Origin of the sequence: Kolteria novifilia, assembly GCA_007748055.1 — a bacterium.
Lineage (GTDB): Bacteria > Planctomycetota > Planctomycetia > Kolteriales > Kolteriaceae > Kolteria > Kolteria novifilia.
Genome location: CP036279.1, coordinates 1433985 through 1459461, shown reverse-complemented (window position 1 = coordinate 1459461; position 25477 = coordinate 1433985). Strand labels below are relative to the sequence as shown.

The window sequence follows — 25477 nt, the reverse complement described above, 5'->3', positions numbered from 1 at the left end:
AGCCAACGTGGGGGAAATAAGACATGCTCATGCTTAAGCTCATCGCTCAAACACGCGACCGTCGCGGCGTCGTGTTGCTCGTGGTCCTGGGAATGCTTGGACTATTTGCCGGCATCGGCCTCACCTTCGCCATGCTCGCGCGAGTGCAGGGCCAGGGAGCTCGTAATTTCAAGCTCGCTACCCAATACCCCGGCCGAACCGGTAGCCGCTTCGACGTTGATGATCCAGGCGTTCTTTTTCGCTACGCCATGAATCAACTCATCTACGACACCGACAACATCTATTCGTCGATTCGTGGCCACAGCCTCCTTAGAGACATGTACGGCAGCCGTGACTCAGTCAATCGTGGAGCGATGGGAACAGGGGCGAATGGTGACGGAGCCGAGATCCGCCACGACGTCACAGACGCCGGCTGGAGTCCCTACGAAGGTGTCTACAACGGCACGGGAATCTTTAACCCACGAGATGACGATGGGGATGGCCTCATTAGTGATTCGGAAGTTAACAGTTACATTCAGAGATTAAGTCCGTATCCAACCTTTGGGACAGCGCTATCAGATGCAACCTGGGATCCGATTTACCCCTTCAACTTGACAATGTACACGAACGCGGGCGGCCGGACCGCTACGCCACAGGTGAACGGCGAGAACCTTCAACCCGAGCGGTTTCACGACGGCACGAATTGGCATTGGTTCGGTGCGGACGAGGACTACGACTACCCCGACTTTAACAACATGTTCCTCGCAGCCGAGCGCGCCGACGGGATGATTTTGCAGCCCTCGTTTCACCGGCCTCAACTGATCGCCGAGTTGGAGAACGCAGGGGCTTTCGGTGGTGATGCCTGGTCTGGGGCAGATGGGCGTCGCATGCTCTTTCGTCCACGTCGGGCAGACAACGCGACTTCACTACCGGTGATGGGTGTTGACCAGGAAAACAACTCCTCTGCCGGCACGATGAGTACTTGGCCCCATTCATCTGCAGCTGACGGCATCCCTGACGATGTCAATCGCAGCGGTGCCATTGGCGATGACCCGCGGGAGCTTGACGTTGACACTGATGGCGATGGTCTCAAAGACGCGGTCTGGGTTGATCTTGGTTCCCCGGCGAACATCCAGCTTCCCGACGGAGGCTACGCCAAGCCACTCTTCGCCTTCAAAGTCTTGAGTCTCGACGGCAGAATCAACCTCAACACAGCAGGCAACTATCTTAACACTCCTACGGGCAATCAGATCATCGGCCATGTTTCGAATCTCGGCGCATCCCCAACGGAAATCAACCCACGTCACGCGATGCTGCTCAACTCCTCAGGAGGCAAACCTGACTGGGAAGATCCGGACGACCTTTACCGACACCTCCTCGCGACATTGGACGGCGGGGGAAAATGGAATGACCGCACTACAACACCAAGCACAGCAGATCGCGCTGGACGAAGCGACGGCACCAATTCCGACAATGATGACAACTCTAACCTATCAACTGAATATTTAGACGGATCGGTCACATCCCTGCAAGGACCTGCAGATTACTTCGGTTCCGGCCAACTCGCTGAGCCCTTCACTGACTTTGCAGCCTCTGTTTATCTGAACCGAAGGCAAGTCATGCCGGCGTTCGTCAACTATATCAGCTTCAGCCTTAACGACTGGACTACGGCTCCGGGGCCCCTCGCAGCGAACAACTTGGCCGTAGATGAAGCCTATGAGTTCAATCCTTATGCTAGCAATCCACGCGATTTTCCGATTACAGCAGCACAAATTGAAACACTGCTTCGGTTCTGGGACATTGATAACACCGCTCTCGACAATCGGCTTCAGACCCTACTGAGTAAGCTCTTCGCGGCGGATTTCACAAACGCCCCGGAAGAGTATGGACGCATCCGAATGCGGCGACTCTTCACTCACTCAAGTTGGGATCTCAACCACTTCAGCAATCCGCTCATGTATGCAAACCCTGCCGATGGCGGCAGCCCACACAACGCGACAGGCAACGAACTTGCCGAAGACATTGCCCGTTACTACGCGGATGCGGTTGCCCAACGAGCCCACAGCGGAACATGGTCGCAGTACAATTCAGCTCGATCCGATCCACCTACGGGATTGAACTTTGGGGTCACGCTACAGTTTGGCAATCGGCTGCCCGACGCCATCACTGAGGGTCGTCGCTTCGACCTTAATCGCCCCTTAACGCCCTACGGGGTCGATGCTGATGTTGCCGACCAGGAGCGGACATCCATGGCTGAGCAAATCTATGTCCTGCTTTGGATGGCGACCCATCCCCTCCCCGCGACGGGAACGCCAACCGTTGAGGAAGAAGCCCGCTCTCGGGTCCTAGCTCAACTGGCGGTCAACATCGTGGACTACATGGATCCCGACAGCGCCATGACGCAAATGGACTACGACACCAATCTCAACGATGGGGCGTGGTCAGCCAACGACACGGTCTTCGGATTTGAGCTTCCTGAAATCGTCATCAACGAGGGAATCGCGCTATTTCACGAGTTCTCGTACGACGACGATGGCGCTGGCCCCAACCCTTCAGAGGATAGGGACAAGATTTGGGTATGGGCAGAGCTCTATAATCCTTGGCCGGACGCTTCCGTAATATTCGCTTCAGCGACCGACCCCGTTGAGGCAGTCTTGTGGGACGACACCAACGCCCGACCGATCTTTCTCCTGGGAGTTCGAGCAGCAGGCAAGACACCCGAGGAACCTGATGGTACGACGGGAACATCATCATTCGTGACCTTCGATCCGGATACGGGATCCGGAGACCCATCTGCGTCAATCACTCCTGTTCAGGCAACCGGCAATCAGTCCATTCCTGGTCAAGGCTACTACGTCGTTGGCCCACGCGGAGCCTTCAACGATCCCATGAACGGGGAGCCGAGCTCAACCCTGCTCGAAAGCTTTGTCGTCGCAGATTTGACGAACAATCAAGGAAATAATTACACTGCATACGACGATGGTATTACCGGCAATATGAACGGGATTCTGAAGTTCACGCGAACGCGTGTCGCGGACCGAGATGTCGAGATTGCCCTTTACCGGCTTCGCAACCCGTTCGCAAACTTTGACGCCACTGACAACCCTTACATCGCAATAGATATCCTGCGTCTCGAGAACGCGAATGGCAGCTATCAGATAGGCCAGAACGAAGACGAGATTACTCCACGAAACGATCGCAAGTCGCTTCAACGCAAGCAGCCATGGGTTGGATCGAGGCGACCCTGGGATCCAGATCCCGGCATGACGGGATTCGGAAATGAAGAGGGCAAATTTCTGGGCTTTCCGGAGTTGACCAACGCCGGAACCAGCACGGGCACAGAAGTAGCACCAGGAACTTCGACGCCATACAGTTCGTTGACCGATGACGGTTTCGAGGTCGGGCAAGAGACGTTTTCTATCGAGAATTCTGATGTCGATCTCGATGTCTACGAGACATTCCCTTTCCTGAACCGACAGCTTGCGAGTCCGCTTGAGCTACTTTCCGTTCGATTGTACGGGAGTCATGATTGTATAGGAACGAACGTCGCTGGAGGGGGAACTGTCGACGAGTGGCGTCTCCGCTTCACAAACGACTTTGAGTTTCGTCCGAACGGAATATGGCGTAGTCGGCAAGCCCCCTGGTTCACTGAGAATCGTGCCGGCCATCCATTGCTCGCCAACAATGACCAACTCCCATTGCCCAATCTCTATCGATTCTTTGAATTGGTCGAATGCCGCTCTCGGATGAACGGCGCAGGAGGATGGAACACATCCGCCACCCCAGCGGACGAGCGTGTATCGAGAGTCGCGGGCAAGATCGACCTCAACAACATCTGGGACGAAGAAATATTCAAAGCCCTCGTGGATTCACAAGAGGTCATGCCCGCGTCGGGATCGGTAACATCGTCAACACTGCAATTGCTGACGAATTCAATACCAACCAATTACCCACCGAACTTGTCGCGCACAGTCGCATGGGGTTCTCTTCTTATTTCTCCTTCGGGCGCGACATCTCCTGGTGTTTCCTTTGGCGGCCTTTTTGGCGGTGAAGATCTGGACACGATACTCGGCAACAGTGTTGCCGGACTATACCAATGGCCCGGTGTCAACACATCAGCGGCCCCGTCGGGTTCAAGCTTTCCCGAAGATTATCCAGGCTTCAAGCCTGGGGTTCAAGTTAACGGAGAACTATTCCGGATGTTCCTACTGAGTCGCATGGGCCCTGACGGCATCATGGGAACTGGAGATGACAAGCCATTCCGAAGCTTTGCGTCGGGACGTGTTTCCGATACGCTTCTCAGACGAAGGAACTTTCGGGCGCTTGACATGCCGGTTGGCAATGCATTCGACGGCACCGACGACACCGTTGTGTCCAGCCAAGCCCCCGGCGAGTTCATCACACCGCTAGGTGGCCAGTGGACTCCTCGTTTATTTGATCCAATCCCCGATCCCTATTCAACAGCCCCAGCCGTACTCCAAACGCGAGCGGGGACATCGTTAACACCGGCACAAGGTCTTGACTACTGGATGCTCGAGCATCGACGTAATCGGCTTCTCGGGAAGATCGCCGGCAATTCGACGACGCGAAGTCACGTCTTCGCAGTCTGGGTAACCGTTGGACTGTTTCGGGTCGAGGACGCGACCGCAAACGATCCTCTTCCACGACTCAAGAGCGAGGTCGGGATAGAAACGGGAGAGAACATCCGTCACCGCGGTTTCTTCATCGTCGACCGTAGCCTTTCGCCCAGCTACGACGGACCACCGACAGGAGAACACGAGCTAAGCGACATAACGCCACTGGTCTACTACCGACTCATTGAATGACACGTATCCGCAGGGCCAGCGCGCAGTTTCGGGGGATTGGGCAATCGAGGAAGGGTTGCGCCAGTGGTGAGCGATGAGTAGAACGTCTTGCATGGGCCCGAGGGATGGTGAGCATGCAAGGAGAGGTTCTGATGAGCAAGGACGTTCGGGTAACGCTTGAAGATGTTGTTACTCACTTCGAAGATTTGGAAGATCCACGCTCGTCGATCAATCAGCGTCATCCGCTTGTCAGCGTGGTGGTGATCGCGGTGATGGGCGTGCTCGCGGGGGCGAGCGGCCCGACCGGCATCGCCAAGTGGGCACGCATGAAAAAAGAGTTGCTGCTCGAGACCCTCGAGCTTCCCAACGGCATTCCGGCCAAGGACGTCTTCCGGCGGGTCTTGGCGGCGTTGCGACCGGATGCCTTTCAGTCCTGTTTTGTCAGTTGGCTAGAGTCACTACGGCAGGCGGCTTGTGAAGAGGGTGCTGTTAGTCAACCGGTCTTTGCGGTCGATGGCAAGACCAATCGCCGCAGCCACGACCGCAAACGCGGGCTGGGAGCGTTGCACGCGGTCAGCCTGTGGGCCAGCGAGTTGGGCCTGTCGCTGGGACAAGTCGCCTGCGAGGAGAAATCGAACGAAATCACGGCGATTCCCGAGCTTTTACGGTTGGTCGATCTCCAGGGAGCGATCATCACCATCGACGCGATGGGAACGCAGAAGGCGATCGCGAAGCAGATCGTCGAGGGCGGAGCTGACTACGTCTTGGCAGTCAAGGGTAACCAAGAGAGCCTCGAAACGGCGATCGCCGATGCCTTTCTGGCCGAGACCGAAAACGACTTCGCCAGTGGCAAGGTTCGCAAACATGAGACGACCGAAACCGCCCACGGTCGCACGACGACGCGGACTTACTATCAAATGCCGGCTCCGCGAAGCCTGGTCGACTCGGCCGCGTGGGCGGGACTTCGGACGATTGGCATGGTCATCGCGGTCTGCCTGCGAGACGGGAAAGAGACGGTCGAGATTCGTCGCTACATCAGTAGTCTTGGGATGGGCGTCCAACGGTTCGCCCGTGCCGTCCGCGGCCATTGGGGGATCGAGAATTCCTGTCATTGGATTCTCGACGTCGTCTATCGCGAGGATGATTCGCGCATCCGCGATCGTTTCGCCCGTGAGAATTTCGCCTGGCTCGATCGTTTCACGCTCTCTCTACTTAAGCAACATCCAAGCAAGGACAGCATCGCGATGAAACGCCGAAGCTGCGGCTGGAGCGATGACTTCTTGATGGAAGTTCTTACAGGGACAGCCACTTAGTATGCGCTGGCCCTGGGATCGGTGATATGAGTGAGGTTGTACACCTCGTCGTAACTAGTGCCGGTTGTGCGGACCAGCGATCCAGTGTCATCGTACCATCGCTGTTCCGTGACATTCCCGACTCGGTCATAGGTGAACTCTCGAACACGCCCATTCCTGTCGGTGACACGAGTCAGCCGATCGGCCGCATCGTACTCATAGGAGCGTTGTCCGCCCAACTGTCCAATCTCTTGGACGACACGCCCCGCGTCGTCGTAGGCGTAGGTTGTGGTGTTTCCGACGGGGTCAGTGATTGTTTCGAGCTGATTGCGATTGTCGTATGTGAAGGCTGTTTCCCCACCATTCGCGTCAGTGATCATTTCGAGCAAGCCGTTGTCGCGATAGGTGTTGACCGTTTCGTGGCCCAGTTCGTCGATGGTCTTTGTCGGCAACCCCCAAAGGTTGTACTCGAACTGTTCAGTTGCACCGTCCGGGTGGAGAATGCTGGTTGGTTGGGAGTGCGTGCCATCGTAGCCGTAGGTGGTGCGTTCGGACTTCTGGTCGTCGTAGGTAAGCACTCTGCCGAATGCGTCGTACTCTTGGCTTGTCGTGAAACCCTCGGGATCGGTCACAAGCACATCATTACCGTGAGCGTTGCAACGGTGGCGTGTGGGAGAAGCAGGAGCCGATGACGATGGGGGACCGGTCACCGATCAACGGGGAGTGGCAGCAGGGACGCGGCGTTGGGCTCGGCGGGCGCGTTTGCGGTCGGCTCGTTGACGGGCTTCGTCGGCGCGCTCTTGGAGACGATGCTGGGGGTGCTCGTCGATCCAACGGTCGGGTAGCAACGAAGGGAGATCCGAAGCCGGAGTGCTCGGCAGGCGAGTGTAGACATCGCGGAGGTAGGCGAAGGGATCGACGTGATGGCGGTTGCAACTCTTGGTCAGCGTGAAGAAGGTGGCGGCGGTCTCGCCTCCTTGGCTGTTGCCGAAGAAGAGCCACGCCTTGCGGCCGAGGACGGCGTACTTCAGCGCCGCTTCGGTGCGGTTGTTGTCGATGGGAATCGCCCCATGGTCGAGATAGCACGCGAAGGACTGCCACCGGTTGGTCATGTAAGCGATGGCGGCGCGCAGCTTCGATTTCGGAAGCTCCCGCTCGTGCTGCTCGAGCAGCCACTGATGGAACTCGGTCACGATCGGCTTGGCGCCGCGTTGTGACACACTACTGTCACGGGCGCGATCTTCGATGTCGTAGAGCCGCTGGAAGTAGCCCAGGGCGGTGTGCGTCCGCACGCTCGGCGCGCTGAAGTGGATCTCCTCGAACTTACGGCGCGCATGAGCCCAGCAACCGACGGGGACGATCTGGTCGTCCGCCGCGGCGATTCGCTCGTAGCACGTGTAGGCATCCGACTGCAAGTAACCCTGGAAGCCGGCGAGGAATTGTTCCGGTCCAGCACGGCTGCGGTCGGGTGTGAAGTGGAAGCAGTCGTAGGGATGGGCATTGTCGCCGACGGTGCTCCAGAGATAGGTCTTGGTGCAGCCAGACGGCTCGCCCGCCAACATCTTGACCGGCGTTTCATCGCAGCCCAGCACCTCGGACTGCAACGCCAGCCGACGCATGAGTTCGACCAACGGCGCGACCGCCAAGGCCAGGGCGAAGAGCCAACGCTGTTGGGTGCCGCGGCCGATGCGGCAGCCGTGGCGCGAGAGGATGTCCTCTTGTCGGTAGTAGGGCAGATGGTCGGCGAAGCGACTGGCGGTCAGATGAGCCCAGAAGCCGGGGCCGGCGTAAGCGTCGATCAACTGGGGCGGCTTCGTTGCCGAGACGATCGTCGTCTCGCCCGATGCTTCGTCGCGAACGATCACCTCTTGGTAATGTTCGATCACATGGATCGAAGCGGGCGTGAACTCCAACTGCTCGCTGGTCTTCTTGAAGAACCGCCGGGCGGTCGGGTCGTTCCTCAACTCCTCGGGAACCTCTTGCTCGTCGAGTTCGTGACGGACCGTCTTGCGCGGCAGCAGGTCGGGGAAGAGACGCCGGCCGCGTCCCTTGCTCGTGCGGCGTTCTGGTGACGGTTCGTCGTCATCGCTCTCTTCGTCGTCGCCGGAGCCTGAATCGTCGTCCGCCCCGACGATTGTCGAGTCGAACAAAAGCCCCTGCTGGGAATCGTCGACGAAGCGTTCCCGCCGCCGGCCGTACAAGGTCCGCTTGAGCAAGTCGACGTCGCTCTGCAAGCGATCGATCGTCTCCTGCTGCTGGGCGATGGTCTCTTGCTGCTGGGCGATGACGGCGGCTTGCCGTCGGCGCTCCCGATCGAGTTCGAGGATCAACTCGTGGCAGGCGTCGATGTCGCGAGGGAGGTTCACGTCGAAGGCGTCCATCAAACCGATCTCAGTTGTCGCGGGGACACCCTAGCACGTCGACATCGGAGGCGCCAGAGCAGTTTCAGCGATTTCGACGGAATGACGAGAAAACCTGCGAGTCCGCCTCGTCGCTGCCATCACCATGACATCGTTGTCGCTCGCGAAGAGAACGCCAGGGTCGATCGTCCAACGAGATTGGCAAGCGAAGAACCCTGGGTCCGAGGACAACCGAAGACAAGACTCGGTTTTGGTCGCGTGCCGTCCCATGGCTTCCAGTCTCTCGCCGCCGTGACGGGGAACTGGCGTCACGAAGGAGCAGCGGCGCGTCCTGGCTCCGCGGAGCGGCACGCATCATTCGGGAAAGAGCGAGGGGAAGTCACGAACGACGGGACGACGTCGCGTCACGGTGCTGATCGGAGACTTGAAAGCGCTTGCGATGCCGGACCGAGGAGAGGTCGATGCCCTCGAGAATGAGTGACAATTGTCCGGCAGTGATCTCGAGGCCGGCCTCATCGTCGGCCGCCTGGGCGTCGGGAAGCTGATAGCTCCCTTCCTCCAACTGCTGATACCAAATGCAATAGCCGACGCCGCCCCAATAGAGAACCTTGATCCGATCTCTGCGGCGATTGATGAAGACGAACAGGTGGCCCGAAAGCGGATCTTGCACGAGCACCGACTCCGTCAAGGCGATGAGCCCGTGAAAGCTCTTTCGCATATCGACCGGTTCCCGAGCCAGGAATATCCGCACCTGATGAGGGACCGACCACATGCTCACTCCTCCTCGACGCTATCGAGGGCCGCAAGCACTTTGCGCAACGCGTCGCTGTCGACTTGGGCCGGCGCTCGCACGATGTAGCCTCGGGGATGAACGATCTCAATCACGCTCGTTGACGTCGGGGCCAATCGCAACGCCACGAACGGCGACGGACACGTTCCACCGCCATCGACCGCAGTCGACCGTTCCTCTTTTCGATCGCGTCGCTGTAGCTCACGCCGCCAACCGTAGAATGACCCCTCCGAAATCGTGCGCGTTCACGGGGTTTGATCGGCGGGCGTGTTGGTTTGGTTGGGTAGGATGTTAGTGCTCGCGTGATGGTACCAGCGAAGGCGGTTCGAGTTGATGCAGTTTGGCCTCCAGGCATTCCGTGAGATATTCCAGGACGTCGCGGCCTTGTTGTCGGCAAGTGGCGACGACCGAGAGGACGCGCTCGACAAATCGACTTCCCGCTTCGCTGTCGGTTCCCCCGCTCATTTTGCGGTAACGCACCGCGACATTGATCGCTCGCTCGCCGGTGTTGTTGGTCGGTTCGATCCCTTCGAGGCGTGCGAACGTCCAAAGATGCGCTTCTTCTTTGAGCAATCGTTTACAGATCCGCGCGGTCTTCGCGCAGCCGCATTGCATTCCCGCTTCGAGAGCGTCGGTTAGTTCGCCACGGAGGATGCTGACATAGGTGCGAAAGCTGCTGCGGGCCAGATCGCCGTCACGAACCCGATGCCACCAGATAAAGAGGGCATCGGACATCGATAGCAAACGCTCGCCAATGGGCTGACCGGCTCCGCCGCGATCGACCATGGCTTGAAAGTCGCGCCGCAGATGCGACCAGCAAAGTTGGCGATGCTTGATCCAGTTGTAGGCGCCGTGACGATCCGAAGTGGCTACTTGATCATACGCTTCGCCGAGCAGCGACTTGGCCACTTGGCCGGTTCGACGGTCAGCGATGTGAAAGAAGGTGGCCAAGGGAGCGACCACCACCCACAACCAACTCTTGCTCTTATGCTCACGCCAGGAGGTTTCGTCGATGTTGACCGGCTGGGTTCGCACGTACTCGCCAAGATGGGCGATCGGCTGCTCCAACGCCTCGGCCACGCGGCGTTCCAACTTGCAGATCATGCCCAGCGAGATGGTCAGGCCGAAGAGTTGGCCGGCCAATTGTTGGACGGTCCGCTTCCCCAACCGGCAGCCGCCCGAGAGCAAGGCCAAGATCGCGGTCAACCGGGGACCGAAGCTGCCCGTGGGTACCCCCTTGGGCAAGCCGCCGCGCGTCCGAGCCCCACACCGGTCGCAGACGCACTCATGAAGTCGATACTCGGTGACCACCGGCTCGATGGGAGGGATTTCCGCGACCTGATGCCGGACGGGCGTCGCGTCGTCCCCATGCAGTGGCGCCCCACAATCACCGCACGACCGCGGTTTGCAATCGACCACCGCGGCCACCTTTTCCGGAGGCGTCAACGGCCGAGAGTGCTTTGGATGACCTTGCTGACCGCCTCGCTTACGACCCGTTGGCGCGGAGGGTGGCTTGCGCTTCGCCTTCCCCTTGGACTGGCCACGAGGACCATCGCTCGAAGGAGGACGAGAAGAGTTCGTCGAATCCTGACCCGCCTTCGCCCGAAGATCCTCTACCTCTTCTTCAAGCTTACTCAGGCGAATCAGGATCTCCTCGATGGCGACCACTCGCTCTTCGAGTGGCGCCGTCGCAATCCTCCATGCTTGCTCCCGATGACCTTCCATGAACGAAGACTGAACAATCCACCGTTTTCGTCAAGGTCAACCCGTGAACGCGCACCCGAAATCCCCTCTTCCCGGCAGAATCGTCGAACGCCCCGCCCGCTCTCCTCTTGCCGACGAACGACCTTCCGCCAATACGCTTCCTTCTCCGCACAACGAACTCGCATCTTCCGCCTCGCGACAAACCAGGGCCAACCAACCCAAGCCTACCGCAATCCACAAGACGCCACCGTTGCAACGCTCACTCATTACCTGCATCGTCGTACGCGTATTCCGTGGTGCGTCCAAGGGCATCCTCCATGGTGAGGACCTGGCTGAATGCATTGTACGTGTACGTCGTGACTCCATTGAGGTGATCGGTGCGAGTGAGCATATTGCCGAGATCGTCGTACGTGAGCTGCGTCGTATGTCCGCGGGCATCCGTGATGGAAGCCTCGTTGTCATCGGAGTCATAGGTGTAAGTGGTGGTATTCCCCTCGGGGTCGGTCTCCGTGAGAATGTTGCCAACGGCATCGTACGAGTAGGTGAGCTGACGGAGGCTTGTCGTGCCGTCCCACCATTCTTCTCTAGTCGTGCGGAAGAGATCGTCGTACTCGAAGGTCGTCTTGCGGCCATTGCGATCGACTTGCTTGACGAGATTGCCCCAGATGTCGTACGTGAACGTCTCGTCGTGGCCGAGGGGATCAGTCCTTTTGGTCAGGCGATTAGCATCGTCGTACTCGAAGGTCGTCGTTTGGTTGAGCGGGTTGGTGTAGCTCGTTTAATTGCCGACGGCGTCGTAGTCGTAGCCGATGACTTGATTGAGCGGGTCGGTTTCCTTGATCAAGCGATCGAGGTCGTCGTACTCGTATGTGAGCGTTGCAACGGTGGCGTGTGGGAGAAGCAGGAGCCGATGACGACGGGTGTTGACGGCGGTTGAAAATGGTGGCGCTGGGCGGTCGAAAATGGTGGCGCCTGGTTGGGAAAAGGTCTCCGTATGCCGAGATCGTGTCGCGGGTGATTCCTTGGTTCAGCCGGTTCGCTGTCGGCGGCGTTTGGCGTCCTTTAGCCGATAGCTTTCGCCGGTGGTTTCGAGGATGTGGCAGCGATGGGTCAGCCGATCGAGAGCGGCTCCGGTGAGCCGTTCGCTGCCAAGGACCTCGGTCCAGTGCTCGAAGGGTAGATTGGTGGTCACAAGAAGACTGTACCTCTCGTAGGCGGTGGCGATGACATCGAAGAGGAGTTCGGCCCCGGCCTTGCTTGCCGGCACGTAGCCCAACTCGTCCAGGATCAGTAGGTCCAGCTTGGCAAGTTGTTGCCGGTACCGCAAGAGTTGACGTTCGTCGCGGGCTTCGAGCAAGAGGGTGAGCAGTTCGGTCACGCGGACGAACCGCACCTTGCGCCCCTGGGCGCAGGCGGCCATGCCCAGCGCGGTGGCCAGATGCGTTTTGCCCGTCCCCGAGGGTCCGACCAACAAGATGTTCTCTCGGCGCTCGAGATACTCCCCCTTGAGCAGTTCCAGGACCAATGGCTTGTTGAGGCTCGCGCGGGCGGCGAAGTCGAACTCATCGAGCGTCTTGGTGGTGGGGAAGCGAGCCGCCTTGAGACGCCTCGCGGCGGCCCGACGTTCGCGTTCGATCAACTCCAGTTCGCAAAGCTGCAAGAGGAATGCCAAGTGGTCGGCGTTGTCGGCGGCGCAGCGCCGGGCGATCCGCTCGCACTCGTCGTGAACGGTCGGCAGCTTGAGCGCCTTGAGATGATGCTTGAGCAGCACGGTGCTTTTGGTCGTCGTCTTGTTCACGAGGCCTGCCCTCCCAGTAAGACGCCGTAGGAAGCGACGTCGGTCGTCGGGACATGCACTCGCGCGAGGTGCGGTCGGCCATCCAACGAGAAGACGGTGACCGGCTCGTCGGCGCGATGTTCGAGGATCGTGCGGATGCTCTCGGCATCGGTGACGTCGATCGCCAACGCCTGCTCGACCGCGGCCGTCAGTTCCTTGAGCGGAAACTTCTCTAGTAGGCGAAGCACGCGGATGTAAGACCTAGTTCCATGTCGGTCGTCCTCGGCCTCCAAACGGCGTCGCAACAGTGAGCGTTGCAACGGTGGCGTCTTGTGGGTTGCGGTAGGCTTGGGTTGGTTGGCCCTGGTTTGTCGCGAGGCGGAAGATGCGAGTTCGTTGTGCGGAGAAGGAAGCGTATTGGCGGAAGGTCGTTCGTCGGCAAGAGGAGAGCGGGCGGGGCGTTCGGGTGTTCTGCCGGGAAGAGGGGATTTCGGAGGCGTCGTTCTACGGTTGGCGGCGTGAGCTACAGCGACGCGATCGAAAAGAGAAACGGTCGACTGCGGTCGATGGCGGTGGAACGTGTCCGTCGCCGTTCGTGACGTTGCGGGTGGCCCCGCCGTCGATGAGCGTGATCGAGATCGTTCACCCCCGAGGCTACATCGTGCGGGCGCCGGCCCAAGTCGACTGCGACGCCTTGCGTCAAGTGCTTGCCGCCCTCGATAGCGTGGAGGAGGGCTGAGCATGTGGTCGATCCCTCACCAGGTGCGGATATTCCTGGCTCGGGAACCGGTCGACATGCGAAAGAGCTTTCACGGGCTCATCGCCTTGACGGAGTCGGTGCTCGTGCAAGATCCGCTTTCGGGCCACCTGTTCGTCTTCATCAATCGCCGCAGAGATCGGATCAAGGTTCTCTATTGGGGCGGCGTCGGCTATTGCATTTGGTATCAGCAGTTGGAGGAAGGGAGCTATCAGCTTCCCGACGCCCAGGCGGCCGACGACGAGGCCGGCCTCGAGATCACTGCCGGACAATTGTCACTCATTCTCGAGGGCATCGACCTCTCCTCGGTCCGGCATCGCAAGCGCTTTCAAGTCTCCGATCAGCACCGTGACGCGACGTCGTCCCGTCGTTCGTGACTTCCCCTCGCTCTTTCCCGAATGATGCGTGCCGCTCCGCGGAGCCAGGACGCGCCGCTGCTCCTTCGTGACGCCAGTTCCCCGTCACGGCGGCGAGGGCCTGGAAGCCATGGGACGGCACGCTACCAAAACCGAGTTTTGTCTTCGGTTGTCCTCGGGCCCAGGGTTCTTCGCTTGCCAATCTCGTTGGACGATCGACCCTGGCGTTCTCTTCGCGAGCGACAACGATGTCATGGTGATGGCAGCGACGAGGAGGACTCGCAGGTTTTCTCGTCATTCCGTCGAAATTGCTGAAACTGCTCTGGCGCCTCCGACGCCGACGTGCTAGGGTGTCCCCGCGACAACTGAGATCGGTTTGATGGACGCCTTCGACGTGAACCTCCCTCGCGACATCGACGCCTGCCACGAGTTGATCCTCGAACTCGATCGGGAGCGCCGACGGCAAGCCGCCGTCATCGCCCAGCAACAAGAGACCATCGCCCAGCAGCAGGAGACCATCGCCCAACAACAAGCAATCATCGCTCAGCAGCAGGAGACGATCGATCGCTTGCAGAGCGACGTCGACTTGCTCAAGCGGACCTTGTACGGCCGGCGGCGGGAACGCTTCGTCGACGATGCCCAGCAGGGGCTTTTGTTCGACTCGACAATCGTCGGGGCGGACGACGATTCAGGCTCCGGCGACGACGAAGAGAGCGATGACGACGAACCGTCACCAGAACGCCGCACGAGCAAGGGACGCGGCCGGCGTCTCTTCCCCGACCTGCTGCCGCGCAAGACGGTCCGTCACGAACTCGACGAGCAAGAGGTTCCCGAGGAGTTGAGGAACGACCCGACCGCCCGGCGGTTCTTCAAGAAGACCAGCGAGCAGTTGGAGTTCACGCCCGCTTCGATCCATGTGATCGAACATTACCAAGAGGTGATCGTTCGCGACGAAGCATCGGGCGAGACGACGATCGTCTCGGCAACGAAGCCGCCCCAGTTGATCGACGCTTACGCCGGCCCCGGCTTCTGGGCTCATCTGACCGCCAGTCGCTTCGCCGACCATCTGCCCTACTACCGACAAGAGGACATCCTCGCTCGCCACGGCTGCCGCATCGGCCGCGGCACCCAACAGCGTTGGCTCTTCGCCCTGGCCTTGGCGGTCGCGCCGTTGGTCGAACTGATGCGTCGGCTGGCGTTGCAATCCGAGGTGCTGGGCTGCGATGAAACGCCGGTCAAGATGTTGGCGGGCGAGCCGCCTGGCTGCACCAAGACCTATCTCTGGAGCACCGTCGGCGACAATGCCCATCCCTACGACTGCTTCCACTTCACGCCCGACCGCAGCCGCGATGGTCCCGACGAGTTCCTCGCCGGCTTCCAGGGTTACTTGCAGTCGGACGCCTACACCTGCTACGAGCGAATCGCCGCGGCGGACGACCGGATCGTCCCCGTCGGCTGCTGGGCTCATGCGCGCCGTAAGTTCGAGGAAATCCACTTCAGCGCGCCGAGCGTGCGGACGCACACCGCCCTCGGCTACTTCCAGCGGCTCTACGACATCGAAGATCGCGCCCGTGACAGTAGTGTGTCACAACGCGGCGCCCTGCGGCAACGCGACGCCAAGCCGATCGTGACCGAGTTCCACCAGTGGCTGCTCGAGCAGCACGAGCGGGAGCTTCCGAAATCGAAGTGGCGCGCCGCCATCGCTTACATGACCAACCGGTGGCAGTCCTTCACACGCTATCTCGACCATGGGGCGATTCCCATCGACAACAACCGCACCGAAGCGGCGCTGAAGTACGCCGTCCTCGGCCGCAAGGCGTGGCTCTTCTTCGGCAACAGCCAAGGAGGCGAGACCGCCGCCACCTTCTTCACGCTGACCAAGAGTTGCAACCGCCATCACGTCGATCCATTCGCCTACCTCCGCGATGTCTACACCCGCCTGCCGACCACTCCGGCTTCGGATCTCCCTTCGTTGCTACCCGACCGTTGGATCGACGAGCACCCCCAGCATCGTCTCCAAGAGCGCGCCGACGAAGCTCGTCAACGAGCCGACCGCAAACGCGCCCGCCGTGCCCAACGCCGCGTCCCTGCCGCCACCCCTCGTTGATCGGTGACCGGTTCCCCGTCGTCATCGGTTCCGGCTTCTCCCACACGCCACCGTTGCAACGCTCACCCTACGACGACGCGGGGCGTGTCGTCCAAGAGATTGGACAGTTGGGCGGACAACGCTCCTATGAGTACGATGCGGCCGATCGGCTGACTCGTGTCACCGACAGGAATGGGCGTGTTCGAGAGTTCACCTATGACCGAGTCGGGAATGTCACGGAACAGCGATGGTACGATGACACTGGATCGCTGGTCCGCACAACCGGCACTAGTTACGACGAGGTGTACAACCTCACTCATATCACCGATCCCGACAGCACTTACACACTCTCCTACGACGACCTCGATCGTCTTGTCGAGATCGACAATCTCGGCACACCCGATTTCCCAAGACATATCCTGACGTATACTTATGACTCAGTCGGCAATCAGCTCTCAGTAACGGATAACTCTGGCGTGAACGTCGTTTCCACCTACGATCGGCGTGATCTGCTCACTTCCCGCATCTGGTCGGGTGGCGGGATTGACGACGCGTCCTTTGAGATGGACTACGACGAACGAGGACAATTGGCGGAAGTCCGGCGCTATGGCGACGCGACCCAAACCAATCGTGTCGGACGTTCATCCTATCTCTACGACCAACGAGGCCGCCTCACAGACATCACCCACGCCGATGCCTTGGACAACGTTCTCGTCGACTACGACTACGCCTTCGATCTTGCCGGAAGAGTGATCTCAGAGACGCACCACGGCCAGACATTCGACTACACCTACGATGACATTGGACAACTCCTTGACGTGGACGCGTCCGTCCTTCCAGACGAGAGTTTCATATATGACCTCAACGGCAACCGCACCGCTGGTGGCAGGGTGACGGGTCCCGAGAATCAACTTCTCGAAGATGCCGACTTCACGTACGCGTACGATGCAGAAGGCAATCTAATCACCAAGACGGACAAGGCGACCGGGGACGTCACCAGCTACGAGTACGATCACAACAACCGTTTGGTGAAGGCATCGACCACGACTTCGGGTGGTATCATTCTCGCCTCGTCTTCAGAATTTGTGGGTCGATGGTGGCTCGGGGAGGTTGCCGAGATTGTGATAGAGAGCGTATTTGAGGGTGCTGGGGTCGCGAAAGCCGTAGGAGCGGCGGGTCGTCAATTTGACCTTCAGATTCATTCCCTCGACGGCGCCCGCGGAAATCTCTCCTTTTGCCTCGAACCAATTGAAGATCTGCTCGGCGTGACGCTCGAGGGTTCGTGCCAGGTTGCGCATCGGTTCGATCCGTGTGCTCAAGGCCCGGTCGAGCCACTCCTGGAAGAAGGATCCGATCCGCCAGGGAGCCTTGTAGTCCCAAAGCCGCTGGAAGTCTTCCTTCATCAGGTAGCACTTGACCGTCCTGAGGTTGTGCGTCAACAACTCGTTGAGACGAAGGACCTCCTTGCGTTTGAGGTTGCCGCGACGCTTGAGCAGCAGCCAACGCGTCCGCTTGAGCACCTCGAAGCCCTTGCGTTTGAGTTCGCGTGCCTCCTGGGCCCGCACCTTGTCGATCGCCTTGTTGAACAACTGCATGATGTGGAAGCGGTCGAGAATGTGCAGGGCCCCATTGGCCTCGCGAGCGATGACCGACAGGTAGGCCTTCCACATGTCGCTGCAGATGTACTTCAGCCGCTCGGTTCGCCGCCTGCCGAAGAAACGAAAGAAACGACCGAGCGTCTCCTTGGTCCGGTCTTGCCCGACCCAAAGCAGACGACGCGATCCGCGGTCGATCTGATAGACCAGGGTGAAGTACTGATGCCCCTTGCGGTAGGCGACCTCGTCGATGCCGATCGCCTCGATCCCTTCCAGCTCGCGATGGCGGATTCCCCAGCAAACCGCCATTTTCACCGCACGAAAGACGGTGTGCCAACTCGTGCCGAAAATCGCGGCGGTCTCACGCCAACTCAAGCGTTTGGCCCAACGGGCCAGGAACCATTGGAAGCTCGACGTCGTTCGCTCCTTGCCCGACGCCCAGGGAAGGCGTTCCACCTTCACCCCGCAAGCAGGGCATGCGACCCGCCGCGCCGCGTAGACCAGCCAAACCGCCAGGCCCCACAACGGCACATGCTGAAAACGGCGTTCCGGCAAGTGGTCGTACGTGCCGCCACGATTCCCGCAACCCGAACAGATCGGCCGGCTGCGACGACGTGGGCGAATCCGAACCAGCAGTCCCCGTTTCGACGAATCGGCCCAAACCACCGATTCGTAGACGAAACTCCCGTGACGCCCCAAGGCGTTGAGGATAACCTGCAGTTGCATCCCGTCTCTCGCGGCTGGCGTTTGAAGAAGTCCTCGCAAACTCCATCATGCGCCCCTCGAGAGCGGGATGCTCTTTTACTCCCTCCTGCCGACTTCTCTCCTTTCCGCTTGACCAGTGGAACATCCTCCCCGCCAACGGCCAAGGAGGAGTCTTTGCCGGGCGACCGAAGCCGAGCCACGATGGCGAGGATGCAGGGCGAGCGAAGCGAGAAGACAAGGCAAAGCAGCAGCCGGACGCGGCCCTTGGCATACGGCGGTAACCTCCACTACCAAGCGGAACGGAGAAGACACTCACCACCCACAGATTTGGCAATAGAGCCTCATTCTCCACGAATCAGAGTTCGTTTACGACGCCTTCGGCCGGCGTATCAAGACCGTCGAAGACGGGACGGCCACAAAGACCGTGTACAATGGCGACATGGCTTGGGCTGACTTCGATGGCAATGATACGGTCACCGCACGCTACCTTGTCGGTTCGTCAACTGACAATTGGGTAGCTCGCTGGCGACCAGGTGAAGGAACGATCTGGTACTTGACGGATCATCTCGGTACTGTGCGTGACCTCGTAAACAATGCAGGCGCCATTGTCAACCATATCGACTACAGTGCGTTCGGCACGATTCTTGCCCAGACTGACACAAGCATGGGAGATCGGATTGGTTTCACAGGCCGTGAGATTGACAACGGGACGCAGCTCTACTACTACCGGGCCCGATTCTACAACTCGTCCATGGGTCGATTTATCTCTATGGATCCGATCAGCTTTGCTGGACATCAGACCAACCTCTATACGTACGTCGCGAATTCACCCACGATCACAACCGATCCCACCGGATTGTTGACATTGAAAGAGTTCGCCACTCTTGCCAAGACACTTGCTATTGATACATTCGCCTACATTACCAATAATCCGGCGTCTTTCTTAGTGGGATGTTGGGCAGTGCTCTACTACACGCTGGTGTTTCGGTTCAATGTACAACGCTTAGACGCCTTCGGCGGAAGCGGAGCCGTCTGCACTGGGCTGACAGTTGCCATTCAAGGAGGTTTCGGCCGTGCCTAACGGACCGAGAGGAACTCGCAAGATGCCCAGAAGGACAGGTCAGCAGAGCAATTGGTGCATGATCCTAGTAGGGCTGCTAATTGTCGTCGTATTTGCCATCACAGGTTGGCATTCGCATCCTCCGCCGCAGGTGCCTGAACCCACGATCCTTGAGACCACCCTCGTAGGTCTTGTCCTTGTAGTCTGGGCAACTGCACGCTGGGTGACATATGGCATCTGGGGACTACTGATGTTAGGTGCCGATGTCCTGATGTTTCTCTGGCTATTATTTCCGCCTCGTCTTCAGAATTTGTGGGTCGATGGTGGCTCGGGGAGGTTGCCGAGATTGTGATAGAGAGCGTATTTGAGGGTGCTGGGGTCGCGAAAGCCGTAGGAGCGGCGGGTCGTCAATTTGACCTTCAGATTCATTCCCTCGACGGCGCCCGCGGAAATCTCTCCTTTTGCCTCGAACCAATTGAAGATCTGCTCGGCGTGACGCTCGAGGGTTCGTGCCAGGTTGCGCATCGGTTCGATCCGTGTGCTCAAGGCCCGATCGAGCCACTCCTGGAAGAAGGATCCGATCCGCCAGGGAGCCTTGTAGTCCCAAAGCCGCTGGAAGTCTTCCTTCATCAGGTAGCACTTGACCGTCCTGAGGTTGTGCGTCAACAACTCGTTGAGACGAAGGACCTCCTTGCGTTTGAGGTTGCCGCGACGCTTGAGCAGCAGCCAACGCGTCCGCTTGAGCACCTCGAAGCCCTTGCGTTTGAGTTCGCGTGCCTCCTGGGCCCGCACCTTGTCGATCGCCTTGTTGAACAACTGCATGATGTGGAAGCGGTCGAGAATGTGCAGGGCCCCATTGGCCTCGCGAGCGATGACCGACAGGTAGGCTTTCCACATGTCGCTGCAGATGTACTTCAGCCGCTCGGTTCGCCGCCTGCCGAAGAAGCGAAAGAAACGACCGAGCGTCTCCTTGGTCCGGTCTTGCCCGACCCAAAGCAGACGACGCGATCCGCGGTCGATCTGATAGACCAGGGTGAAGTACTGATGCCCCTTGCGGTAGGCGACCTCGTCGATGCCGATCGCCTCGATCCCTTCCAGCTCGCGATGGCGGATTCCCCAGCAAACCGCCATTTTCACCGCACGAAAGACGGTGTGCCAACTCGTGCCGAAGATCTCGGCGGTCTCACGCCAGCTCAAGCGTTTGGCCCAACGGGCCAGGAACCATTGGAAGCTCGACGTCGTTCGCTCCTTGCCCGACGCCCAGGGAATGCGTTCCACCTTCACCCCGCAAGCAGGGCATGCGACCCGCCGCGCCGCGTAGACGAACCAGACCGCCAGGCCCCACAACGGCACGTGCTGAAAACGGCGTTCCGGCAAGTGGTCGTACGTGCCGCCACGATTCCCGCAACCCGAACAGATCGGCCGGCTGCGACGCCGTGGGCGAACCCGAACCAGCAGTCCCTCTTTCGACGAATCGGCCCAAGCCGCCGATTCGTAGACGAAACTCCCGTGACGCTCCAAGGCGTTGAGGATAACCTGAAGTCGCATCCCGTCTCTCGCGGCTGGCGTTTGAAGAAGTCCTTGCAAACTCCATCATGCGCCCCTCGAGAGCGGGATGCTCTTTTTTGGCCTCCTGCCGACTTCTCTCCTTTCCGCTTGACCAGTGGAACATCCTCCCCGCCAACGGCCAAGGAGGAGTCTTTGCCGGGCGACCGAAGCCGAGCCACGATGGCGAGGATGCAGGGCGAGCGAAGCGAGAAGACCAGGCAAAGCAGCAGCCGGACGCGGCCCTTGGCATACGGCGGTAACCTCCACTACCAAGCGGAACGGAGAATACACTCACCACCCACAGATTTGGCAATAGAGCCTTATTTCCGTTCTGGGTGCTCTATGTTGCTCGGGGCTCCTGGGAAGGAGGATGGGAGGCAATCGCGATTAACACTGTGATCGGCGTTGGTGCCGTCTTATGGCTCGTGATCGGATCTAAGATTTACCGGATGGCTAGACACCGATTGCTGACCGTTAGGACATCATCGGACGCTCCTGATTCCGCCGAGCACCGTAATAGTATTAGCAATGACATCGAGCGCTAGGCTCCGTCCGGCCCTAGCAGCCCGTTGATCTATTCGTTGCCTGCACCGAACGTGATTGGCAAGCATCTGGTCAATGGTATGAGTTCGACAGAATGTCCTCACTACTGTCACCTCGACGTACGGCCAGCGAGATCTGCTCTCCACTCGCACCTGGTCCGGGGGCGGCATCGATCCCGCGCGGGCCGAGTTCACCTACGACGAACGAGGTGACCGGATCTCGCTCGAACGCCACGCCGATCTGCTTGGTCAACAGCTCATCGGAAAGACCGAGTATGGCTACGACGACAACGGCAGGCTGACCGACATCGAGCATCTGGATGCTCTCGGTCAATTGCTTGTCGACTACGACTACGACTACAACCTCGCCAACGAACTCATCTACGAAGCCCACCATGGAACGACGGCCGACTTCGCCTACGACCTTTCCGGGCAACTCACGGATGTCGACCGAACCGGACAAGCCGATGAACTCTACCGCTACGACGCCAACGGCAACCGCACCTCCTCGTCCCTTCACGGCAGTGACTTTGTCGTCGGCGCGAACAACCGGCTCCTGAACGACGGCACCTACTCCTACACGTACGACAACGAAGGCAATCTCATCACCAAGACCGAGATCGCCCCCGGCGATGTCACGACCTTTACCTACGATCATCTGAACCGACTCGTCGCCGTCGAGGAGCGGACCTCTGGCGGGATCATCACCAGCGAGGTCGAGTACACTTACGACGTCCTCGGCCGGCGGATCGCCAAGAGTGTCAACGGCCAGTCGACACACGTCATCTACGACGGCGAGAACGCCTGGGCCGACACCGATGCGACAGGCACCGTCACCGCTCGCTACCTGATGGGCGAGAGTCTCGACGAACTCGTCGCCCGCTGGAAGCCGGGGGACGGGACCGCTTGGTACCTCGTCGACCACCTCGGCACCGTGCGAGATCTCGCCGACGCGACCGGGGCGATCGTCAACCACCTCGACTACACCGCCTTCGGCCAGATCATCGCCCAGACCAATCCCGGCCACGCCGATCGCTTCTCCTTCACCGGCCGCGAGTTCGACGCGGAGTCCGGTCTCTACCACTACCGCGCCCGCGCCTACGACGCCGCCCTCGGCCGCTTCCTCCAGCAAGACCCGCTCTCCTTCGATGCCGGCGACGCCAACCTCTATCGCTACGTCTCCAACGCCCCGACGATCTACACCGATCCGACGGGCAAAGCAGCGTTTGCCGAAGACCACGTGACGAGGATTGCGAGCGGAACGGCCGCAGGTGCAGTCGCGGGAGGTGTCGCCGGCTTCATCTGCGGCTACCTTGATGGTTACTTTGGCGGTAGTGATGACCCGCTACGCGACGGTATTGAGGGAGCCGCTATCGGCTGGGCAATCGGTGCGGTTGCGGGTGGGACACTTGCTGCCGTCGGTCCCGCGAATGCGAAGGCTCTCGCGGACGGCCTTGCTGGAGGATTCGGTGCCTATGGTGCTTGGCTAGTGTCTCAGTCGAAGAACGTTCCACAAGCACTAGTCCGCGCGACGTGTGATTTTGCGGTATCATTCGCGTTTGGTGCCGCAGCTCGACGATTCGGCAAACGATTCGGACCTAACGTCGGTGACGGTCCCAACAACCCGGGTGGTGACGGACCAAATCTCGGAGGGGACGGACCGGGACCGGGTGGTGACGGACCGGGACCGGGTGGTGACGGACCAGGACCGGGTGGTGACGATGGCGGCCCCGGAGGAACGAACAAGGGTGGCGACGATACTGTACCGCCCAAGACGAAGGACGGCGATAACGGCGGAAGTGATCAGGAGCAACGCTACAAAGACTGGGACGAGTGGGATGAAAACAACAATCGGAATCCCAGTGACGAGGATGCACCTCCCAAGCCTCCCAAGAACTTCACAGAGCGAATTGAGGAAGCGGTTCAAACTGAGTGGGATCAGCGAGGAGATTTGACTGCCGAAGCGATGTCGCTTCGGAAGCTGGAAGGACCACACAAGATGGCAAACCCTGACTCAGCGCTCGGCCCAAATCAAGTGCGCTATCAGGCGACATTTAAGAATGAATTCACAGGAGAGTCAATCAAGGTCTCAGTGAACTACGATCCAGCGACCGGACTCTTCGGTACCATTAAGCCTTCGTCGGGCAAGTAGAAGCACGATTACTCGACTACACACACATCAACGAGAGGTGTCCGTTCCCGATGCGCGGTGAAATTAGCTACGACCTGGTTATGGAGGACGACATGAGTTTTGTCGAAGGGGTCTATCGCTTGCCGAACGATGAATGGAGTGTCCTAGTCGTAAGCAAGGATCCTGTCGAACAAGTAGTCAGCAAGGTGTGCAAGTGGGATAGCGGTCGCGCAGGAGTTTGCATCTCATTCCCAGAGTCAACGAATTTGAACAAGCACCTTGTCGAAGAGTTCTTGTCGGATCTAGTCGGAGTCGAAGGTTGGGATGAGGTACGAGGGCCAGACTCAATGGACCTTCGTTAGATATTTGTCCCGGTTCAAATTCTGGTCGCATTCGGTGCCGAGTTCGGGCTGTAGGGATATGGGGTCTGTGGAGGCGGTGTTGTCAAATTGTCGGGAATTCTGGAGGAGGCTGGGCGTGATGGGATTGGCTTGCTCGTTGCTTGCGCATGGTCGGTCCTTTGGCAGAGTTGGCTGTCCCGGTTCAAATTCTGGTCGCATTCGTTGCCGAATTAGGGCGGTAGGGATTCTGGGTCTGTGGAGGCCGTGTTGCCGAATTATCCGGAAGTCTGGAGGAGGATGGGCGCGATGGGACTGGCTTGCTCGTCGCTTGTGCATGGCCGGTCCTTTGGGAGACTTGGCCCGGTGAACTGCCGTCCTACTTGGATGGGAATGGCGGGGTACGAGTTTTCTTTTGGGCTTGCTGGTGCCGATAGCGACGGAGCCATTGGTCGAGGAGGGTGACGGCGGCGAGGAAAAGAATGCTTCGGGCACGCACCCCCTTGCGCCGCCGGTTGTGGTCATCGTAGCCACGCAGATAGCCGTGCAGGATCAGCGTGCCGACAACATGGCAGTGCGGGCAGGGCGTCAGCTTGAGCTTCTCGTGAATCCGTCGGAACTCCTCCTCGTCCCGGTAAAACCATCCCCGCTCGCGCATGACCCTCCGCTTCGCCGTCAAAGGGACGATTCTACCCTGACCCGAGGCGAGGGACGACCAAGAAGAAACAGCGGGGGACCCGTGATGGAAATTTCAGCGAAGTAGCCCGGTGGCCCAACCCATCCCTTTTGCCAAATTCCCGGGGGAACCACCAATCTCAAATCCGATGACAATTCGGCAATATCCGACAAGAAATGCGATCAGAACTCGGAAAAGGACAATCGAGTTCCCGCTTACCCTTCCCCGCGAGTGTTTCGGACGGTCCGTCAAAACGAACCGAGCGTGCCTGGAGACAAGCAGCCCGTTGACTTGGCCGACAGCGAATCATGGGCTACTAGCCATTTCAATGGCTGGCCGCGTGCCCCATAATGTCCACATGGCGATCCAGGAATCGAGCTTCGGAAGCACATCGAGCGACTTGATCAGTCGGGTGCGAGCGCGCGACGACGATGCCTGGCGAAGATTGGTCGATCTCTATGGCCCCTTGGTGATCTATTGGTGTCGCCGATCGCGCCTCGACTCGAGCGACGCGGCGGATGTCGTGCAGGAGGTCTTCGCCTCCGTCGCCGGGGCCATCGATCAGTACCAGGCCCGCGAAGGTGGACGCTTTCGCGGTTGGCTCTGGACGATCACGCGCAACAAGATCCACGACCATTTTCGCCGCATCGAGAAACAAGGGCAAGCGGTCGGCGGCACGGCAGCCCATCAGCGGATCGCGGAGCTCCCGGACTACCAGCCCGACGAGTCCTCCGACGCCGAAGATCAGCAGCAGTTAAGCCAGTTTCTCCACCGGGCTCTGGAGGTCGTGCGGGTCGAGTTCGAGGAAAACACCTGGAAGGCGTTTTGGCGAGCGGCGATCGATGGGGACTCGACCTCCGACATCGCCGCCGACATGGGCATCTCGGCCAATGGCGTTCGCCAAGCCAAGAGCCGCGTTCTGCGACGGCTGCGGGACGAACTCGGCGAAGATCCGCTCTGAATCGGCCTATCGACG

General features: G+C 59.5%; 19 protein-coding genes and 1 pseudogene. 9 read left to right on the top strand and 11 right to left on the bottom strand.

Features of this window, described 5'->3' with window-relative positions; translation table 11 throughout:
• Positions 1-23: 23 nt before the first annotated feature.
• Together Pan216_RS05440 and Pan216_RS05435 are read left to right on the top strand one after the other, a co-directional pair.
• Complete coding sequence (locus Pan216_RS05440; RefSeq protein ID WP_145255902.1) at positions 24-4805, top strand: hypothetical protein; 4782 nt, start codon at positions 24-26, stop codon at positions 4803-4805.
• A gap of 131 nt (positions 4806-4936) precedes the next feature.
• A complete protein-coding gene (locus tag Pan216_RS05435) occupies positions 4937-6097 on the top strand; it encodes an ISAs1 family transposase (RefSeq protein WP_145255899.1) in 1161 nt (386 codons plus the stop codon).
• On the opposite strand, the gene Pan216_RS05430 is transcribed toward Pan216_RS05435, so the two are convergent.
• The 7 genes from Pan216_RS05430 to Pan216_RS05395 form a co-directional block, all read right to left on the bottom strand.
• Positions 6094-6708 (bottom strand): hypothetical protein, encoded by a 615-nt coding sequence (locus tag Pan216_RS05430; RefSeq protein ID WP_419193288.1) that lies wholly within the window; start codon positions 6706-6708, stop codon positions 6094-6096. The two genes, Pan216_RS05435 and Pan216_RS05430, sit on opposite strands and share 4 nt — an antisense overlap.
• A gap of 81 nt (positions 6709-6789) precedes the next feature.
• Positions 6790-8457 carry an IS66 family transposase gene (gene tnpC / locus Pan216_RS05425; RefSeq protein WP_145255893.1) on the bottom strand — a complete coding sequence of 556 codons (1668 nt, stop codon included), beginning with the start codon at positions 8455-8457 and terminating at the stop codon, positions 6790-6792.
• Between the two features lie 358 nt (positions 8458-8815).
• Positions 8816-9208, bottom strand: coding sequence for an IS66 family insertion sequence element accessory protein TnpB (gene tnpB, locus Pan216_RS05420; RefSeq protein WP_145255890.1), 393 nt, complete (start codon positions 9206-9208; stop codon positions 8816-8818).
• A 309-nt stretch (positions 9209-9517) separates the two neighbouring features.
• Positions 9518-10951: an IS66 family transposase gene (tnpC, locus tag Pan216_RS05415; protein WP_419192575.1), complete on the bottom strand. Its 1434-nt coding sequence runs from the start codon at positions 10949-10951 to the stop codon at positions 9518-9520.
• A gap of 238 nt (positions 10952-11189) precedes the next feature.
• Positions 11190-11597 (bottom strand): hypothetical protein, encoded by a 408-nt coding sequence (locus Pan216_RS28685; RefSeq protein WP_145263652.1) that lies wholly within the window; start codon positions 11595-11597, stop codon positions 11190-11192.
• Between the two features lie 360 nt (positions 11598-11957).
• A complete protein-coding gene (gene istB / locus Pan216_RS05400; RefSeq protein WP_145255887.1) occupies positions 11958-12728 on the bottom strand; it encodes an IS21-like element helper ATPase IstB in 771 nt (256 codons plus the stop codon).
• Positions 12725-13027: a hypothetical protein gene (locus Pan216_RS05395; protein WP_145255884.1), complete on the bottom strand. Its 303-nt coding sequence runs from the start codon at positions 13025-13027 to the stop codon at positions 12725-12727. The genes istB and Pan216_RS05395 overlap by 4 nt, the downstream gene beginning before the upstream one ends.
• A 65-nt stretch (positions 13028-13092) precedes the next feature.
• Here Pan216_RS05395 and tnpA point away from each other — a divergent pair, with 65 nt between their 5' ends.
• From tnpA to Pan216_RS28680, 4 genes and pseudogenes are all read left to right on the top strand, one after another.
• On the top strand, positions 13093-13446 hold the full coding sequence (tnpA, locus tag Pan216_RS05390; RefSeq protein WP_145255881.1) for an IS66 family insertion sequence element accessory protein TnpA: 354 nt from the start codon (positions 13093-13095) through the stop codon (positions 13444-13446).
• A gap of 2 nt (positions 13447-13448) precedes the next feature.
• Positions 13449-13841, top strand: coding sequence for an IS66 family insertion sequence element accessory protein TnpB (gene tnpB / locus Pan216_RS05385; protein ID WP_145255878.1), 393 nt, complete (start codon positions 13449-13451; stop codon positions 13839-13841).
• Between the two features lie 358 nt (positions 13842-14199).
• The gene (gene tnpC, locus Pan216_RS05380; RefSeq protein WP_145255875.1) at positions 14200-15927 is read left to right on the top strand and encodes an IS66 family transposase; all 1728 of its coding nucleotides are present in this window, start codon (positions 14200-14202) and stop codon (positions 15925-15927) included.
• 542 nt (positions 15928-16469) lie between these two features.
• Positions 16470-16934, top strand: a pseudogene (locus Pan216_RS28680) (RHS repeat-associated core domain-containing protein); the annotation flags it as partial.
• A gap of 48 nt (positions 16935-16982) precedes the next feature.
• Here Pan216_RS28680 and Pan216_RS05365 read toward each other — a convergent pair.
• Positions 16983-18227, bottom strand: a complete 1245-nt coding sequence (locus Pan216_RS05365; protein WP_145255872.1) for an ISL3 family transposase — start codon at positions 18225-18227, stop codon at positions 16983-16985.
• Between the two features lie 322 nt (positions 18228-18549).
• On the opposite strand from Pan216_RS05365, the gene Pan216_RS05360 reads away from it, so the two are divergent.
• On the top strand, positions 18550-19287 hold the full coding sequence (locus Pan216_RS05360; RefSeq protein WP_473092395.1) for an RHS repeat-associated core domain-containing protein: 738 nt from the start codon (positions 18550-18552) through the stop codon (positions 19285-19287).
• 282 nt (positions 19288-19569) lie between these two features.
• On the opposite strand, the gene Pan216_RS05355 is transcribed toward Pan216_RS05360, so the two are convergent.
• Together Pan216_RS05355 and Pan216_RS05350 are read right to left on the bottom strand one after the other, a co-directional pair.
• A complete protein-coding gene (locus Pan216_RS05355) occupies positions 19570-20814 on the bottom strand; it encodes an ISL3 family transposase (protein ID WP_145254871.1) in 1245 nt (414 codons plus the stop codon).
• Positions 20815-21429: 615 nt separating this feature from the next.
• Positions 21430-21672 carry a hypothetical protein gene (locus Pan216_RS05350; RefSeq protein ID WP_145255866.1) on the bottom strand — a complete coding sequence of 81 codons (243 nt, stop codon included), beginning with the start codon at positions 21670-21672 and terminating at the stop codon, positions 21430-21432.
• 18 nt (positions 21673-21690) lie between these two features.
• Here Pan216_RS05350 and Pan216_RS05340 point away from each other — a divergent pair, with 18 nt between their 5' ends.
• Positions 21691-23508: an RHS repeat domain-containing protein gene (locus Pan216_RS05340; RefSeq protein WP_419193286.1), complete on the top strand. Its 1818-nt coding sequence runs from the start codon at positions 21691-21693 to the stop codon at positions 23506-23508.
• 696 nt (positions 23509-24204) lie between these two features.
• On the opposite strand, the gene Pan216_RS05335 is transcribed toward Pan216_RS05340, so the two are convergent.
• The gene (locus tag Pan216_RS05335) at positions 24205-24483 is read right to left on the bottom strand and encodes a hypothetical protein (RefSeq protein ID WP_145255858.1); all 279 of its coding nucleotides are present in this window, start codon (positions 24481-24483) and stop codon (positions 24205-24207) included.
• A gap of 358 nt (positions 24484-24841) precedes the next feature.
• Here Pan216_RS05335 and Pan216_RS05330 point away from each other — a divergent pair, with 358 nt between their 5' ends.
• The gene (locus tag Pan216_RS05330) at positions 24842-25462 is read left to right on the top strand and encodes an RNA polymerase sigma factor (RefSeq protein WP_419193285.1); all 621 of its coding nucleotides are present in this window, start codon (positions 24842-24844) and stop codon (positions 25460-25462) included.
• Positions 25463-25477 lie beyond the last annotated feature (15 nt).

Excerpts from the sequence above, each read along its gene's own strand:
- Pan216_RS05440 (WP_145255902.1), top strand. The coding sequence starts at position 24 with ATGCTCATGCTTAAGCTCATCGCTCAAACACGCGACCGTCGCGGCGTC.
- Pan216_RS05435 (WP_145255899.1), top strand. The coding sequence starts at position 4,937 with ATGAGCAAGGACGTTCGGGTAACGCTTGAAGATGTTGTTACTCACTTC.
- tnpC (WP_145255893.1), bottom strand. The coding sequence starts at position 8,457 with ATGGACGCCTTCGACGTGAACCTCCCTCGCGACATCGACGCCTGCCAC.
- tnpB (WP_145255890.1), bottom strand. The coding sequence starts at position 9,208 with ATGTGGTCGGTCCCTCATCAGGTGCGGATATTCCTGGCTCGGGAACCG.
- tnpC (WP_419192575.1), bottom strand. The coding sequence starts at position 10,951 with ATGGAAGGTCATCGGGAGCAAGCATGGAGGATTGCGACGGCGCCACTC.
- tnpA (WP_145255881.1), top strand. The coding sequence starts at position 13,093 with ATGCGAGTTCGTTGTGCGGAGAAGGAAGCGTATTGGCGGAAGGTCGTT.
- tnpB (WP_145255878.1), top strand. The coding sequence starts at position 13,449 with ATGTGGTCGATCCCTCACCAGGTGCGGATATTCCTGGCTCGGGAACCG.
- tnpC (WP_145255875.1), top strand. The coding sequence starts at position 14,200 with ATGGACGCCTTCGACGTGAACCTCCCTCGCGACATCGACGCCTGCCAC.
- Pan216_RS05365 (WP_145255872.1), bottom strand. The coding sequence starts at position 18,227 with ATGCAACTGCAGGTTATCCTCAACGCCTTGGGGCGTCACGGGAGTTTC.
- Pan216_RS05355 (WP_145254871.1), bottom strand. The coding sequence starts at position 20,814 with ATGCGACTTCAGGTTATCCTCAACGCCTTGGAGCGTCACGGGAGTTTC.
- Pan216_RS05350 (WP_145255866.1), bottom strand. The coding sequence starts at position 21,672 with ATGCTCGATGTCGGTCAGCCTGCCGTTGTCGTCGTAGCCATACTCGGT.
- Pan216_RS05335 (WP_145255858.1), bottom strand. The coding sequence starts at position 24,483 with ATGCGCGAGCGGGGATGGTTTTACCGGGACGAGGAGGAGTTCCGACGG.